This window comes from Nonomuraea sp. NPDC050540 (genome assembly GCF_044457485.1).
Lineage (GTDB): Bacteria > Actinomycetota > Actinomycetes > Streptosporangiales > Streptosporangiaceae > Nonomuraea.
Genome location: NZ_JBITHA010000005.1, coordinates 49,313 through 62,165, shown reverse-complemented (window position 1 = coordinate 62,165; position 12,853 = coordinate 49,313). Strand labels below are relative to the sequence as shown.

Sequence of the window (12,853 nt, the reverse complement as noted above, 5' to 3'; positions counted from 1 at the left end):
AATCGGGACCGTGACTCATTCGTTGGTCGTCGGCGTGGACGCCGGCGCGACCTCCACCCGCGTCGCCGTCCACACGCTCGACGGCGAGCGCGTCGGCTACGCGCGGGCGGGTGCGGGCAACCCCTCCGCCCACGGCGCGGAGAAGGCGGTGGCCAACATCGCCACCGCCCTGCGCGAGGCGCTGGCCTCGGCGGACGCCACCGCGGTCGTGGGCTCGCTGGCGGGCATCGCCGGCAAGCAGGACGTCATGGACGTCGAGCTGGCCCGGCTCTGGGCCGAGCACGGCATCCCCCGGGCGCCCGAGATGATCGGCGACGTGGCGATCGGCTACGTCGCCGGATCACCCGCCTCGGAAGGCTCGTTGCTGTTGTCCGGAACCGGGGCGATCGCCGCCCGAATCTCCGGCTATCGCCAGTCGGTCATCGCCGACGGGCTCGGCTGGCTGCTGGGCGACGCGGGCTCGGGCTTCTGGATCGGCCGCGCCGCCGCCAAGGCCGTCGTGCACGGCCTCGACCGCGGCGAGCCCGCCGGAGAGCTGTCCGAACTGGTCGTCACCCACTTCCTCGGCACCGAACGCGGCGCGACCCCACGCGCCACGGCCGACCGGATCGTACGGCTCGCGCAGGCCGACCACATGCGCCTGGCCGCGCTGTCCGCCCTGGTCAGCCAGGCCGCCTCGGCGGGCGATCCGATGGCCGGGAAGATCGCCCGCGAGGCGGCCGGGCAGCTGGTGGCCACCGTGCGCCGCGTGCACACGACCGGGCCCGTGGTGCTGGCCGGCAGCGTGCTCACCAACCCGGGGCCGGTGCGGCAGGCCGTACAGGAGTTGCTGGGTGACACGCCCGTGCGCACGGCGCGGGACGCGGCGGGGGCGGCGGCGTGGCTGGCGGCCCGCGACCTGCTCGGATCACGGGCCGCGGAGCTGCACGGGAGGTTCGTGGCTACTTCCTGATCACGTGCTCCTCGCTGACGAGGAGGCGGACCACGCCGAGCTGGGCGTCTTCGGCGTCCCAGACCCACCAGTCCTGGCCCACCGCCGCTGACTGGTCATCCGGGTTCATGGCGTACCCGCCGTCGGGCTGGGGCTGGACGATCTGGTAGACGACCTTGAGCCCGCGCCGCTCGGCCTCGGCGGCGACCTCGCTCACCTGCTTGTCCCCGACCGTGTACCCCGCCAGCGAGCCGCCGTCCATCGTGGCCCGGTTGCCGTTGGCGTAGGGCTCGTCCGCCTTGGCCGGGCGGCCGGCCTTGATCCACGCTCCGGACGCATTCTGCGAGAGCGTGAGCACCATCGTGCAGTCCGGGGCGGTGATCTTGCAGTCCTTGGGGTCGCTGTCGATGGCGATGCTGCTCGACTGGCCGATGTCGCCGCCCGTGCCGAGCTGGAAGATCTCCCCCACCTGGCGCGGCGAGGCGGGTTCGAGCTGGAGCTTCACGTCGAGGCCGACGGCGTGGAAGGCCTCCTCGTACCTGGCCGGGTCGGCGAACGGGTCCTTGATCCTGGCGACCCACATGCCGTTCTCCAGCTTGATGTCCATGGCCGCGTTGGCGTAGGAGGTGGCGCTGCCGGGCGTGTTGAGGATGCTCGGGCCGAGCACGACCGCGGCCGCCAGCGCGGCGGTGACCACGCCCGCCGCGGCCAGGCGCTTCCACGGCGGGCGACGCGGCTCCTTCACCGGCTCCTCCGCGATGATCGAGGCCAGCAGCGTCCGCGCCCCCGCGCCGGACGCCTGACCCGCCAGATCCTCGTCGCCCACCCGGGCGAGCTGCCGCAAGTCGTTCATGCTGACTCCATCGCGAGGTTGTGGGCGGTCACTCCGGCCTTGGACAGTGCGCGGGAGAACCGCTTGCGGGCGCGGTGCAGGCGGATGCGGACCGCGTTGCGTGACACGCCCAGGACCGTGGCGATCTGGGCGTGGTCGAGTCCTTCCCACGCGACCAGCGAGAGCAGCTCGCGGTCGTCGGCGTTCAGCTCGCGGAAGGTGCGGGCGATCGCGCCCGTCTCGACCGAGCTGTCCGGGGTGCGGGAGTAGAGGTCGGCGACGTCGACGTTCAGCTCGGCGCTGCGCTGCTGCCTGCGGAGCCGGCCGCGGCGGTGGTTGGCGAGGGTGTTGCGGGCCACGCCGTACAGCCACAGGCGGGCCTCGTCGCCGTCCGGCAGCCGGTCGGCGCGCCGCCAGGCGGTCGCGTAGGTCTCGGCCACGATGTCCGCCGCGTCCTCGGGGATCTCGCAGCGGCGCATGGCGTAGCCGAGGATCTGTTCGTAGGTCGCCGCGTAGATCGCGGCGAACCGGTCGGCTTGGGTGCTCACATCATGTCCATGTCGGGGATGGACCGAGCATTTCAGGAATTATGCGGAGGTCAGGAGGGCGGCGCTGCCGTAGGAGCCGCCGAAGCCCGTCACCAGCGCCACCTCACGGTCCTCCCGCAGCTCCCGTACGGCCTGCGCCACGTTGTTGAGCCCGTGCACGTACCCCTCGGAGAGCAGCCCGCCGTGCCGGTTCACCCAGGCGTGGCGGCGCTCCAGGAGGTAGCCGTCCAGATCCTCTGCCAGCCCGAAGTCGGCCAGCTGCCTCGGCACCAGCCACGAGTAGGCGTCGTAGAGCAGCGCGGCGTCCACGTCGGCCGGCTTCATGCCCGAGGCCCGCCACAACATCGGGGCGACGTGTTCGGAGAAGATCGCGCTGACGTCGGGGGCGCGGTCCATGGCCGAGCATCCCGGGCCGCCGCCGCGCACCACCGCGTGGACGCGCGGGCCGGCGAGTACGCCGCTGACGACCAGGGCGCAGGCCCCGTCGGTCTCCTGGCAGCAGTCGGCGGTGCGCAGGGGCGTGCACACGTACGGCTTGGACTGATAGTCCGCCCAGGTCAGGGGTTCGCGGCGGAGGGCACGCGGGTTGGTGGCGGCGTTGTCGCGCGACTGGGCGACGACGGCGTGCAGGTGCTCCTCGGTCAGGCCGGTGTCGTGGAGGTATCGGGTGGCGGCCAGGGCGAACAGGGGGATGGGTCCGGCCATGCCGTACCGGCGGGTGAGCTCTTCCTGGGGGCCGGTGGAGGCGACGTTGAGCCGCTTGCCCGAGCGGCCGTTCAGCGCCCGATAGATCACGATATTTCGTGCCAGACCGCAGTGGATCAGCATCGCGGCGTCGCCCAGGATGGAGGCGGCCTGGGTGCCGCCGCCCGCGATGTCGTTGTGCCAGCCCAGCCGTTCGATCCCCAGGGCTCTGGCGACCTGGACCACCGGGACGGAGTCGTTCATGTGGTAGCTGAGCAGGGCGTCGACCTCGGCGGGCTCGATCCCGGCGTCCCGGCAGGCGTCCTGGACGGCCTCGACGGCCAGATCCAGCTCACTACGGCCCGAGGCCCTGGTGAGCGCGGTCATCCCCACGCCCGCGACCGCCGCCCGGCCGGAGAAGGGCTGCATGTCCCGGCTCCCTTCTCGACGGCCGCCCACCGGGCCGGGGCGCGATCCGTCCCGGCGGGCGACGACAGTCGTCACGCTAGCCCGGCGCCCGTTGTTAGGCAAGCGCTTGCTCGGTTACCGGATGCTCGCGAAAAGTCACCGACACGAAACCGGGACTCGATCCGATGAAAGGCCGATGATGAAAGCCGATAAACGAGGTGATGGATGGATCTGCGCCAGGTGCGTTACGCCATTGCGATCGCGCGGGCGGGCAGCCTGCGCCGCGCGGCCGGCGTCCTGCACATCGCCCAGCCCACCCTCTCCGAGCAGCTCAAGGCGCTGGAGAGAGAGATCGGCGCGGAGCTGTTCACCCGCTCGTCCAGCGGCGTGCGGCTCACCGAGGCGGGAGAGGTGTTCCTCGCCCAAGCCACCGTCGCCGTGGACGCCTTCGAGCGCGCCGTGGCCGCCGCCCGCGGCAAGGGGCAGGCGCTGCGCATCGGCGTGGCGGACGGGCTCGGCGACGTGCAGGCGCGGCTGCTGTCCCACCTGCCCGGCGGGCCCCGGCTGCGCGTGGCGCCCATGAGCACCGCGGAGCAGATCGTCTCGATCACCGACGGCAGCCTGCAGGCGGGGCTCGGCTACGCCCCCGGCACGCTGCCGCGCGGCGTGGCCCGCACGCTCATCCAGCGCGCCGCCGTCCACGCCCTGCTCCCCCGCGAGCACCCGCTGACCGGCCAGGACGCGCTGCCCCTGGCCGCCCTGGCCGCCGAGCCGCTGGTCATGCCCGAGTCGGACGGCGGCCGCTTCCTGTCCGGCTTCGTCCGCCACCGCCTGCACCCCCGTCTCGGCCCGGCCGCCGCCACCCACGACCTGGCGGTGAACCTGGTCGAGTCCGGCGCCGGCTACACCCTGTGCGTACGCAAGGGGACGCCCGTGCCGGAGGCGCTGGCGTTCGTGCCGATCGCGGAGGCGGTGCCGCCCATCGAGGTCGTCTTCCTGTGGAACCGCCAGGCGGAGGTGCACGACCTCGTCACCGCGGCCCGTCAGCTCGCGCGCTCCGGTTAGACGTTATGGTCTACCGATGCGCATCTCAGAGCTGAGCGCCGAGTCCGGTGTCGCCCTGCCGACGATCAAGTACTACCTGCGTGAGGGCCTGCTGCACCCGGGTGAGCAGCGCTCTGCGACGCGCGCCGACTACGACGACACGCACCTGCGCCGGCTCCGCCTGATCCGCGCCCTGCTGGAGGTGGGCAAGCTCCCCGTCGCCTCGATCAAGAAGATCATCGAGGCGGTGGACGACGAGAGCCTGCCCGTCCACACCATGCTCGGCACCGCCCACTACGCCCTCGCGCCCGAGGTCTCCCCCGCCGAACCCGGCGACGAACTGGAGGCCGCCCGCGCCGAGGTGGACCGGGTGGTCGCCGAGCACGGCTGGCGGGTCCTCCCCGACGCGCCGCCCAGGGCGGAACTGGCCGAGATCCTCCTCAGAATGCGCAGCCTGGGCATGAAACCGGACCTCGCCCCCTACGCCGAGGCCGCCGACCGGATCGTGCGCGAGTTCGAGATGGCGACCATCCCGTTCGACGGTCCGCGCGACGCCGCCGTGGAGGCGCTGGTGCTCGGCACCGTCCTGTACGGCAAGGCGTTCGACGCCCTGAGGCGCCTGGCCCAGGAGTCGGAGTCGGCCCGCCGCCTGAAGCGCTGATTCAGGCGATCACGTGGGTCTCGCCGCCGTCCACCAGGAGCGAGGCGCCGGTGACGAAGGAGGCCGGTTCCCCGGCCAGGAACGCCACCACGTCGCCGATCTCCTGCGGGCGGCCGATGCGGCCCATCGGCGTGGCGGCGGCACGGGCGGCGAGGTTCTCGGCGCTGCCGGACAGCTCGCGCAGGCGGTCGGTGTCGACCGAGCCCGGCAGGACATTGTTGATCAGGACGCCTTCCGCGGCCACCTCCCTGGCCAGGGTCCGTACGACGCCCGCGACCGCCGACCGGGTGGCGTTCGACAGGGCCAGGCCGTCGAGGGCCTCGCGGACCGAGCGGCTGGTGATCGTGACGATGCGGCCCCAGCGGCGCGCGCGCATCTCCGGCAGCACGGCGTGGATCAGGCGGACGGTGCCGAGCAGGTTGCGCTGGACGGCCACGTCCCACTCGGCCAGGCCCATGTCCACGAAGCGGCCGGCGGGCGGGCCGCCCGCGTTGGCCACCAGGATGTCCACAGGCCCGAGGACGTCGCGGGTCTCGGCCACCACGCGCGCCGCCGCCGCGGGGTCCTCCACGTCGGCGAGGACGGCGTGCACGACGCCGCCGAACTCCTGAAGCTCGACCACCGCGTCCGCGAGGCGCTCGGGGTTGCGCGCGCTCACGCAGACGTTGGCGCCCTCCCTGGCCAGAGACTTGGCCGAGGCCAGGCCGATGCCCGCGCTGCCGCCGGTGACCAGTGCTACCTTGCCCGCGATGCCGAGATCCATACGGGCGACTATAAGCCGATCATGGGCGTATCCGCGTGAGCTTGTCGGGGTTCAGGACGCCGAGCATGGTGACGATCTTGCCGTCCCGGATCTCCAGGCTGACGAGCTGGTCGGCGCCGCCCACCGTGGTGAGCAGCGCCGGATGGCCGTTGGTCTCGCCGAGCCGCATCTCGCCGAACAGGTAGCGCGACATGAGGCCGTTCAGGAAGGCGATGACCTTGTCCCGGCCGTGGATCGGCTTGAGTGCCGCGCGCACCTTGCCGCCGCCGTCGTTCCAGATGACCACGTCCTCGTGCAGGAGCGAGGTGAGCGCGGCCATGTCGCCGCCGGCCGCGGCCTCCATGAAGCGGGTCAGGAGCTCGGTGTGCTGCTGGGCCGTGGGGGTGAAGCGGTCGCGGCCCTCGGCCAGCCGTACGGTCGCCCGGTGGTGCATCTGCCGGGCGTTGGCCTGCGTCACGCCGACGATCTCGGCGATCTCCGGGTACGGGAGCTCGAAGGCCTCCCGGAGCACGAAGACCGCCCGCTCCGGCGGCGTCAGCCGTTCCATGAGATGGAGGGTCGCGAAGGCCACGGTGTCGCGCAGTTCGACGGTGTCGAGCGGGCCCACCTGCGCGGCGGGCACCGGCTCCGGCAGCCACGGCCCGGTGTACGCCTCCCGCTTGACCCGCGCCGAGCGCAGCTGGTCCAGCGCCAGGCGCGAGACCACGGTCACCAGGAACGCCCGCGGCTCCCTGACCTCCTCCTGATCGGTCGCCTGCCAGCGGATCCAGGCTTCCTGGACGACGTCCTCCGCGTCCCACATGCTGCCGAGCAGGCGGTATGCCAGCCCGAGCAGCATGGGGCGGTGTTCCTCGAATGCGTCCACGCCCAGCATCATGCCGTCTCGTGGAGGAAGGCCGCGTGGCGGGGCCGCCAGTTGAGCTGGAGCCGGGCGCGGGCGTTGTCGGCGCCGCGCAGGCCGGTCATGAACGCCACGCCCCAGCCGCCCACGGCCGGCCTCGCCATCTCGACGGGCACCCGCGCCGGCTCCGGCGCGCCGAGCCGGGCGGCCAGCGCGGGCAGCCACTCGGCCATGGTGACCGGGGTGTCGTCGACCACGTTGAGCGCGCCGGTGAGGTCGCGGTCGAGCGCGGCGACGACCGAGGTGGCCGCGTCGTGGGTGTTGGTGAAGGAGAAGACCGAGCCGCCCTCGCCGACGACGGGCAGCTGACCGGCCAGGACCGCCCGGGTGGTGGAGCCGTCGTCGTCGTAGGCGGTGCCGGGGCCGGTCAGGTGGCCGAAGCGCAGTACCAGGCCGCCCGCCCGCGCGGTGAGCGTCTCCAGGTCGAGCAGCGCGTCGCGGACCGCCGCGAACTCCGCGGGCGGATCCTGCCAGAGCGGGGTCTCCTCGTCGGCGGGGCCGTCGCCGGGCTCGTAGGCGTAGGCGAGACCCTGGCTGATGATCCGCGCGCCCGGCGCGGCCTCGACGAGCGTGCGGGTGCCTTCGGCGCGCAGGCGGTTGGTCTGCTCCATGTCCCGCGCGAAGGTGAGCGGGTCGATCGCGTGCGGGATCGCGGTCAGCAGGTTGACGATCACATCGGGCGCGGCCGCGCGGACGTAGCGCACCGCCGCGTCGTGGTCGAGCGCGTCGAAGCCGGTGGACCGCGAGCCCGCGATCACCTCATGGCCGACCGCGTCCAGCAGCGGGACCAGCCGGCGGCCGATGACTCCGGTGGCTCCGGCGACGAGCACTCTCATGATCACTCCAAGGCTTATGGCAGGCGCTGTCGTCTACTGGACGGAACACCCCCTTGGGTTGTGACAACTTCCGTGATGAGGTTTGTGGGTGGCGAGAAATCTGATCCTTTCCGGAGGCCTCTTCCACGACTTCGAGGCCACGTCGGCGGCGCTGGCCGAGGTGCTGGCCGAGGTGGGCGTCGAGTCCGAGATCACCGAGGACATCGCCGGCGCGCTGAGCGAGCCGACCGAGGTGCCGCTCATCACCGTCAACGCGCTGCGCTGGCGGATGGACCTCGACCGCTTCGCCGACCAGCGCGAGCGATGGCGCTTCGAGCTGCCCGCGCAGGCGCGCACGACGCTGCTCGACCACCTCGACCGCGGCGGCGGGCTGCTCTGCATGCACACGGCCGCGATCTGCTTCGACGACTGGCAGGGCTGGCCTAGGGTGCTCGGCGGCTGCTGGACCTGGCCCAAGTCCCATCACCCGCCGCTGGGCTGGACGGGCGTGCGGGTGCACGGCGGCCACCCGATCGTGGCCGGGCTGCGCGACTTCGACCTCGTGGACGAGGTCTACAGCGATCTCGACGTGCTGCCCGACGTGCGGCCGCTGGCCTCGGCGAACGGCCAGCCCCTCGTCTGGGCCCGTCCGGTACGGCGCGGCCGCGTCGTCTACGACGCCCTGGGCCACGACACCCGCTCCTACGACAACGAGGTTCACCGCACCCTGCTGCGCCGGGCGGCGCTGTGGCTGCTGAAGCGGCCGGTGGAGTTCAGCGAGTAGGGGCACCGAACAGGGTGGCGACGACGGCGCGCGCGTAGTCCTCGGTGCTCACCGCCTGGTCCACGAAGTACGACAGGTGAGCCCGGTGGTAGCAGGCGCCCATCAGCAGGGAGGCGAGCGCGTCACAGTCGGCGCCGGCGGTGATCCGCCCGCCGTCCTGCTCGGAGCGCAGGATCGAGGCCAGGATCCGGATCGGCAGGTGGGGCCCGGCGTCCAGGTTCGCCAGCATCCCGCGGAACGTTCCGAGCAGCGTGGGGTCGCCGATCATGCCGGAGGCGATGGGCGCGGTGCTGGCGTAGAAGGTGATGGCGGCGAGCGCGAACTCCGTCAGGTGGGCGTTCAGGTCTCCTTCCCCCGCGGCGGCGCGCAGCCGTCTCAGCGGCGGGGCGAGCGCGGGCATGCGCTCCAGGATCACCGCCAGGAACAGCTCCTCCTTGGCGTTGAAGTGCTTGTAGAGCAGCGCCTCCGAGCATCCGGCCAGCCGGGCGATGCGCTTGGTGGTGGCACCGGCGATGCCGTGCTCAAGAATGGCCTGGTAGGCGGCCTCGATGATGCGCTCGCGAGTCTGCTCGGCTTGACGGTGAGTAGGCACTCACCCATCATAGGGGTGAGTGAGCATTTACTCACCAGAGAGGACTGTGCGGATGAAACTCACCGTCTACGGCGCGACCGGCGGCACCGGCCGCCTCTTCGTCGACCAGGCGCTGCGCGAGGGCCACGTGGTCACCGCGGTCGCCCGCCGCCCCGAGGCGGTCACGGAGGAACATCCGGGGCTCGGCGTGGTGGCCGGCGACGTCATGGAGGCCGGCACGCTGACGATCGAGCCCGACTGCGACTCCGTCGTCTTCCTCGCCGGACCGGCCAGGAGCGGCCCGCCCACGGTCTACTCCGAAGGCGTGCCCAACGTGATCGGCGCCATGGACGCCGCCGGGGTCAAGCGCCTCGTGGTGGTCACCAACGGCATGGCGGACGGCCCGTCCGACACGGTCGCGCAGCGGCTGACCAAGATCGTCATTCGCTCGCTCTTCCTGAGGACGCCCTACCAGGACAACGTCCGCGTGCTCCGGTGGATCCGCGACAGCCCGCTCGACTGGACCGTCGTCCGCCCGCCCCGCCTGCTCGACTCCCCCGCCCGCGGCTCCTACCGCACCGCCGTCGACGACTGCGTGCGCGGCGGGATGTCCATCAGCCGCGCCGACCTGGCCGACGCCGTGCTCCGCGTGCTGCCCGACCCGGACACTCACCGGCACACGGTCGACGTCGCGTACTGAAGCGGCGGCTTACCTCTTCATTGGAAAAGCCATGACATCCTTCCCTTAGGAACCTTGGGGAAGGGACGGGCATGGACAAGCCGGTCATCGTGACAGTCGACGACGACCCTGGCGTGTCGCGGGCAGTCGCCCGCGACCTCAGACGCCGGTACGGCCAGCAGTACAGAATCGTCCGCGCGGAGGCGGCGCAGCAGGGCATGGACGCCGTCAAGGAGATGCGGCTGCGCGGCGACGACGTGGCGGCCATCCTCGCCGACTACCGGATGCCGCAGATGAACGGCGTGCAGTTCCTTGAGGCCGCGATGGACATGTACCCCTTCGCCCGGCGTGTCCTGCTCACCGCCTACGCCGACACCGACGCCGCGATCCAGGCGATCAACGTGGTCGACCTCGACCACTACCTGCTCAAGCCCTGGGACCCGCCGGAGGAGAAGTTCTACCCGGTCATCGACGACCAGCTCGACGCCTGGCAGCGCACCGACCGCAAGGAGCGGGCCGAGCTGCGGGTGATCGGCGACCGGTGGTCGTCCGGGTCGTACAAGGTGCGTGACTTCCTGTCCCGCAACCAGGTGCCCTACCAGTGGATGCTGGCCGACGACCCGGAAGCGACCCAGCTCATCGCCGCCGCCGGCGAGGACTGCCGGCTGCCGCTGGTGGTCACCGCCGCCGGCGACACGCTGGAGGCGCCCGACCAGGCCACGCTCGCCATGTCCGTGGGCCTGTCCACCACGCCGGCCACCGACTTCTACGACCTGATCGTCATCGGCGGCGGCCCCGCCGGGCTGGGCGCGGCCGTGTACGGAGCCTCGGAGGGACTCAACACCGTCCTGGTCGAGTCGCTGGCCACCGGCGGCCAGGCCGGGCAGAGCTCCAGGATCGAGAACTACCTGGGCTTCCCCGACGGCGTCTCCGGCGCGCAGCTCGCCGACCGGGCCCGCCGCCAGGCGCTGAAGTTCGGGGCCGAGATCCTCACCGCCCGCAAGGTCGCCAGCCTGGAGCCGCGCGGCCAGGCCCGGGTGATCGGCTTCCACGACGGCGGCGAGATCGCCGCGCACGCCGTCATCCTGGCGACCGGCGTCAGCTACCGCAGGCTGACCGCCCCCGGCCTGGACGACTTCGTCGGCCAGGGCGTCTACTACGGCGCCGCCCTCACCGAGGCCCCCTCGTGCAGGGACAGCGAGGTCTGCATCGTGGGCGCGGCCAACTCGGCCGGGCAGGCCGCCGTCTACCTGTCGGGATTCGCGAGCAAGGTCAATTTGTTGGTGAGAGGTGACGGACTGGAGGCCTCCATGTCGCACTACCTCATCGAGCAGATCGCGGCGATCCCGAACATCGAGGTCCACGTGCAGACGCACGTGACGGCCGGGCACGGTGACGGGCATCTGGAGCGGGTGACCGTCTCCACCAAGGGCGAGGAACGCGACATCGACACCCAGTGGATGTTCGTGTTCATCGGGGCCGAGCCGTACACCGACTGGATGGGCGAGGCCGTGGAGCGGGACGCGCGCGGATTCGTGCTGACCGGGCCCGACCTGGTGCAGGGCGGCAAGCGGCCGCGCAACTGGTCGGCGCGGCGGGAGCCGTACTTCCTGGAGACCAATGTGCCCGGGGTGTTCGCGGCCGGCGACGTGCGGGCCGATTCGATCAAGCGGGTGGCCTCGGCCGTCGGCGAGGGGGCGATGGCCGTCTCGCTCGTGCACCGTTACCTGGAGAAGCAATGACCGATCTACACGGTGAACAACCGGACGTGGCGTGCGCGGTCGTCGACAGCGGCCACGGGCCCATCGACATAGACGAACTGCGCAAGCTCTTCCTGTTCGAGAAGCTCACCGACGGGCAGCTCACCAAGCTGGCGATGAGCGGCAAGGTGGTGGAGTTCGCCGCCGAGGAGAACATCGTCACGCAGGGCGAGCCGGCCGAGTGCTTCGCGGTGCTGATCTCCGGTGAGATCCAGATGATCCAGGAGACCCTCAGCGCGGGCACGGTCGCCATGCCCCGCACCTCCCAGCCCGGTGTGTACGGCGGCGCCACCTCCGCCTACCTGGCCGACCGGGCGCCCGGCACCTACCAGCACACGCTGCGCGCGACGGCGCCGACGCGGATGTTCATCCTGCCGGGCAAGAAGTTCGCGCACATCGTGACCGAGTGGTTCCCGATGGCGATGCACCTGCTCGACGGCGTGCTGTCCGGCGGCAGGATGCAGCGGGAGGTCATCGACCGGCGTCAGCGGCTGACCGCCCTGGGCACGATCACCGCGGGCCTGACCCACGAGCTGAACAACCCCTCCGCCGCGGCGGTGCGGGCGGTGGGCGAGCTGCGCCAGCTGATCAAGGACTCCCGCATGCAGCTCGCGCAGCTGGCCGAGGACGGGATACCGCCGAGCAAGCTCCGGCACATGATCGAGATGCAGGACGCGTGCGCGAGCGCCGTAGGCCGGCTTCCGCCCCGCAGCCCGCTGGAGATCTCCGACGCCGAGGACGAGCTGGGCGAGGCGCTGGAGGCCATCGGCGTGAGCGACGCGTGGGACCTGGCGCCCGCGCTGGTCAACGCGGGCTTCGACCAGATGAACCTGGACAAGATCACACAGAAGGTGGGCCGCGAGCACGTGCCCGGCGCGCTGCGCTGGCTGGCCGAGGCGGTCGAGATCTCGCAGATGCTCAACGAGGTGACCGAGGCCACCGAGCGCATCACCAAGCTGCTGGCCTCGGCCAAGCAGTACTCGCAGATGGACCGCGCGCCGTTCCAGATGGTCGACGTGCACGACCTGCTGGACAGCACGGTCACGATCTTCCGCGGCAAGATCGGCCCGGGGATCACCGTGGTCACCGACTACGACCGCACGCTGCCGACGATCCCCGCCTACGCCGGCGAGCTCAACCAGGTGTGGACCAACCTGATCCACAACGCCCTGGACTCCATGGGCGAGGAGGGCACGCTCACGATAAGGACGGCCCACGACGAGGACGAGGCCATCATCGAGATCGGCGACACCGGCCCCGGCGTGGCCGAGGCCATAAGGGATCGCATCTTCGAGCCGTTCTTCACCACGAAGACCGTCGGGCAGGGCACCGGCCTCGGGCTGGACATCTCCTACCGGATCGTGGCGGGGCGGCACGGGGGCGAACTCAAGTGCCGGTCGGTGCCGGGAGACACCTGGTTCGAGGTACGGCTGCCGCTCAGGGAGGCCGTCCAGACCCAGGCATGACCACCT

Annotated in this window: 14 protein-coding genes; 7 read left to right on the top strand and 7 right to left on the bottom strand. The window is 71.8% G+C overall.

Going from position 1 to position 12,853, the window contains the following annotated elements; all coding sequences use genetic code 11:
* The first annotated feature begins 10 nt into the window (after nucleotides 1-10).
* Nucleotides 11-952 (top strand): N-acetylglucosamine kinase, encoded by a 942-nt coding sequence (locus ACIBI5_RS18265; RefSeq protein WP_397248139.1) that lies wholly within the window; start codon nucleotides 11-13, stop codon nucleotides 950-952.
* Here ACIBI5_RS18265 and ACIBI5_RS18260 read toward each other — a convergent pair.
* From ACIBI5_RS18260 to ACIBI5_RS18250, 3 genes are read right to left on the bottom strand one after another with little or no spacing between them, the layout of a single operon-like run.
* A complete protein-coding gene (locus ACIBI5_RS18260) occupies nucleotides 942-1,784 on the bottom strand; it encodes a hypothetical protein (protein ID WP_397248137.1) in 843 nt (280 codons plus the stop codon). The genes ACIBI5_RS18265 and ACIBI5_RS18260 overlap by 11 nt on opposite strands.
* Entirely contained in the window at nucleotides 1,781-2,311 is a 531-nt protein-coding gene (locus ACIBI5_RS18255; RefSeq protein WP_397248135.1) for an RNA polymerase sigma factor, read from the bottom strand. Before ACIBI5_RS18255 ends, ACIBI5_RS18260 begins: the two co-directional genes overlap by 4 nt.
* A gap of 39 nt (nucleotides 2,312-2,350) precedes the next feature.
* Nucleotides 2,351-3,424 (bottom strand): acetyl-CoA acetyltransferase, encoded by a 1,074-nt coding sequence (locus ACIBI5_RS18250; protein WP_397248133.1) that lies wholly within the window; start codon nucleotides 3,422-3,424, stop codon nucleotides 2,351-2,353.
* 204 nt (nucleotides 3,425-3,628) lie between these two features.
* Here ACIBI5_RS18250 and ACIBI5_RS18245 point away from each other — a divergent pair, with 204 nt between their 5' ends.
* Both ACIBI5_RS18245 and ACIBI5_RS18240 read left to right on the top strand, forming a co-directional pair.
* A complete protein-coding gene (locus ACIBI5_RS18245) occupies nucleotides 3,629-4,468 on the top strand; it encodes a LysR family transcriptional regulator (protein WP_397248131.1) in 840 nt (279 codons plus the stop codon).
* A gap of 16 nt (nucleotides 4,469-4,484) precedes the next feature.
* Nucleotides 4,485-5,108, top strand: a complete 624-nt coding sequence (locus ACIBI5_RS18240) for a MerR family transcriptional regulator (protein WP_397248129.1) — start codon at nucleotides 4,485-4,487, stop codon at nucleotides 5,106-5,108.
* Nucleotide 5,109: 1 nt separating this feature from the next.
* Here ACIBI5_RS18240 and ACIBI5_RS18235 read toward each other — a convergent pair whose 3' ends face one another.
* The 3 genes from ACIBI5_RS18235 to ACIBI5_RS18225 are packed head-to-tail and all read right to left on the bottom strand — an operon-like array spanning nucleotide 5,110 to nucleotide 7,608.
* Nucleotides 5,110-5,871: an SDR family NAD(P)-dependent oxidoreductase gene (locus tag ACIBI5_RS18235; RefSeq protein ID WP_379625040.1), complete on the bottom strand. Its 762-nt coding sequence runs from the start codon at nucleotides 5,869-5,871 to the stop codon at nucleotides 5,110-5,112.
* A gap of 19 nt (nucleotides 5,872-5,890) precedes the next feature.
* Complete coding sequence (locus ACIBI5_RS18230; RefSeq protein ID WP_397249127.1) at nucleotides 5,891-6,745, bottom strand: RNA polymerase sigma-70 factor; 855 nt, start codon at nucleotides 6,743-6,745, stop codon at nucleotides 5,891-5,893.
* On the bottom strand, nucleotides 6,745-7,608 hold the full coding sequence (locus tag ACIBI5_RS18225; RefSeq protein WP_397248127.1) for an NAD-dependent epimerase/dehydratase family protein: 864 nt from the start codon (nucleotides 7,606-7,608) through the stop codon (nucleotides 6,745-6,747). Before ACIBI5_RS18225 ends, ACIBI5_RS18230 begins: the two co-directional genes overlap by 1 nt.
* 88 nt (nucleotides 7,609-7,696) lie before the next feature.
* Between ACIBI5_RS18225 and ACIBI5_RS18220 the strand changes: the two genes are divergently transcribed.
* On the top strand, nucleotides 7,697-8,371 hold the full coding sequence (locus ACIBI5_RS18220) for a ThuA domain-containing protein (RefSeq protein ID WP_184967134.1): 675 nt from the start codon (nucleotides 7,697-7,699) through the stop codon (nucleotides 8,369-8,371).
* Here ACIBI5_RS18220 and ACIBI5_RS18215 read toward each other — a convergent pair.
* Nucleotides 8,361-8,963 carry a TetR/AcrR family transcriptional regulator gene (locus ACIBI5_RS18215; protein ID WP_397248125.1) on the bottom strand — a complete coding sequence of 201 codons (603 nt, stop codon included), beginning with the start codon at nucleotides 8,961-8,963 and terminating at the stop codon, nucleotides 8,361-8,363. The two genes, ACIBI5_RS18220 and ACIBI5_RS18215, sit on opposite strands and share 11 nt — an antisense overlap.
* A 52-nt stretch (nucleotides 8,964-9,015) precedes the next feature.
* On the opposite strand from ACIBI5_RS18215, the gene ACIBI5_RS18210 reads away from it, so the two are divergent.
* The 3 genes from ACIBI5_RS18210 to ACIBI5_RS18200 all read left to right on the top strand — a co-directional run bounded on the left by ACIBI5_RS18210 (nucleotide 9,016) and on the right by ACIBI5_RS18200 (nucleotide 12,847).
* Nucleotides 9,016-9,642, top strand: coding sequence for an NAD(P)-dependent oxidoreductase (locus tag ACIBI5_RS18210; RefSeq protein ID WP_397248123.1), 627 nt, complete (start codon nucleotides 9,016-9,018; stop codon nucleotides 9,640-9,642).
* Nucleotides 9,643-9,713: 71 nt separating this feature from the next.
* Nucleotides 9,714-11,363 (top strand): FAD-dependent oxidoreductase, encoded by a 1,650-nt coding sequence (locus tag ACIBI5_RS18205; RefSeq protein WP_397248121.1) that lies wholly within the window; start codon nucleotides 9,714-9,716, stop codon nucleotides 11,361-11,363.
* Entirely contained in the window at nucleotides 11,360-12,847 is a 1,488-nt protein-coding gene (locus ACIBI5_RS18200) for an ATP-binding protein (protein WP_397248119.1), read from the top strand. Before ACIBI5_RS18205 ends, ACIBI5_RS18200 begins: the two co-directional genes overlap by 4 nt.
* Nucleotides 12,848-12,853 lie beyond the last annotated feature (6 nt).

Excerpts from the sequence above, each read along its gene's own strand:
- ACIBI5_RS18260 (WP_397248137.1), bottom strand. The coding sequence starts at position 1,784 with ATGAACGACTTGCGGCAGCTCGCCCGGGTGGGCGACGAGGATCTGGCG.
- ACIBI5_RS18250 (WP_397248133.1), bottom strand. The coding sequence starts at position 3,424 with ATGCAGCCCTTCTCCGGCCGGGCGGCGGTCGCGGGCGTGGGGATGACC.
- ACIBI5_RS18245 (WP_397248131.1), top strand. The coding sequence starts at position 3,629 with ATGGATCTGCGCCAGGTGCGTTACGCCATTGCGATCGCGCGGGCGGGC.
- ACIBI5_RS18240 (WP_397248129.1), top strand. The coding sequence starts at position 4,485 with ATGCGCATCTCAGAGCTGAGCGCCGAGTCCGGTGTCGCCCTGCCGACG.
- ACIBI5_RS18235 (WP_379625040.1), bottom strand. The coding sequence starts at position 5,871 with ATGGATCTCGGCATCGCGGGCAAGGTAGCACTGGTCACCGGCGGCAGC.
- ACIBI5_RS18230 (WP_397249127.1), bottom strand. The coding sequence starts at position 6,745 with ATGCTGGGCGTGGACGCATTCGAGGAACACCGCCCCATGCTGCTCGGG.
- ACIBI5_RS18225 (WP_397248127.1), bottom strand. The coding sequence starts at position 7,608 with ATGAGAGTGCTCGTCGCCGGAGCCACCGGAGTCATCGGCCGCCGGCTG.
- ACIBI5_RS18210 (WP_397248123.1), top strand. The coding sequence starts at position 9,016 with ATGAAACTCACCGTCTACGGCGCGACCGGCGGCACCGGCCGCCTCTTC.
- ACIBI5_RS18205 (WP_397248121.1), top strand. The coding sequence starts at position 9,714 with ATGGACAAGCCGGTCATCGTGACAGTCGACGACGACCCTGGCGTGTCG.
- ACIBI5_RS18200 (WP_397248119.1), top strand. The coding sequence starts at position 11,360 with ATGACCGATCTACACGGTGAACAACCGGACGTGGCGTGCGCGGTCGTC.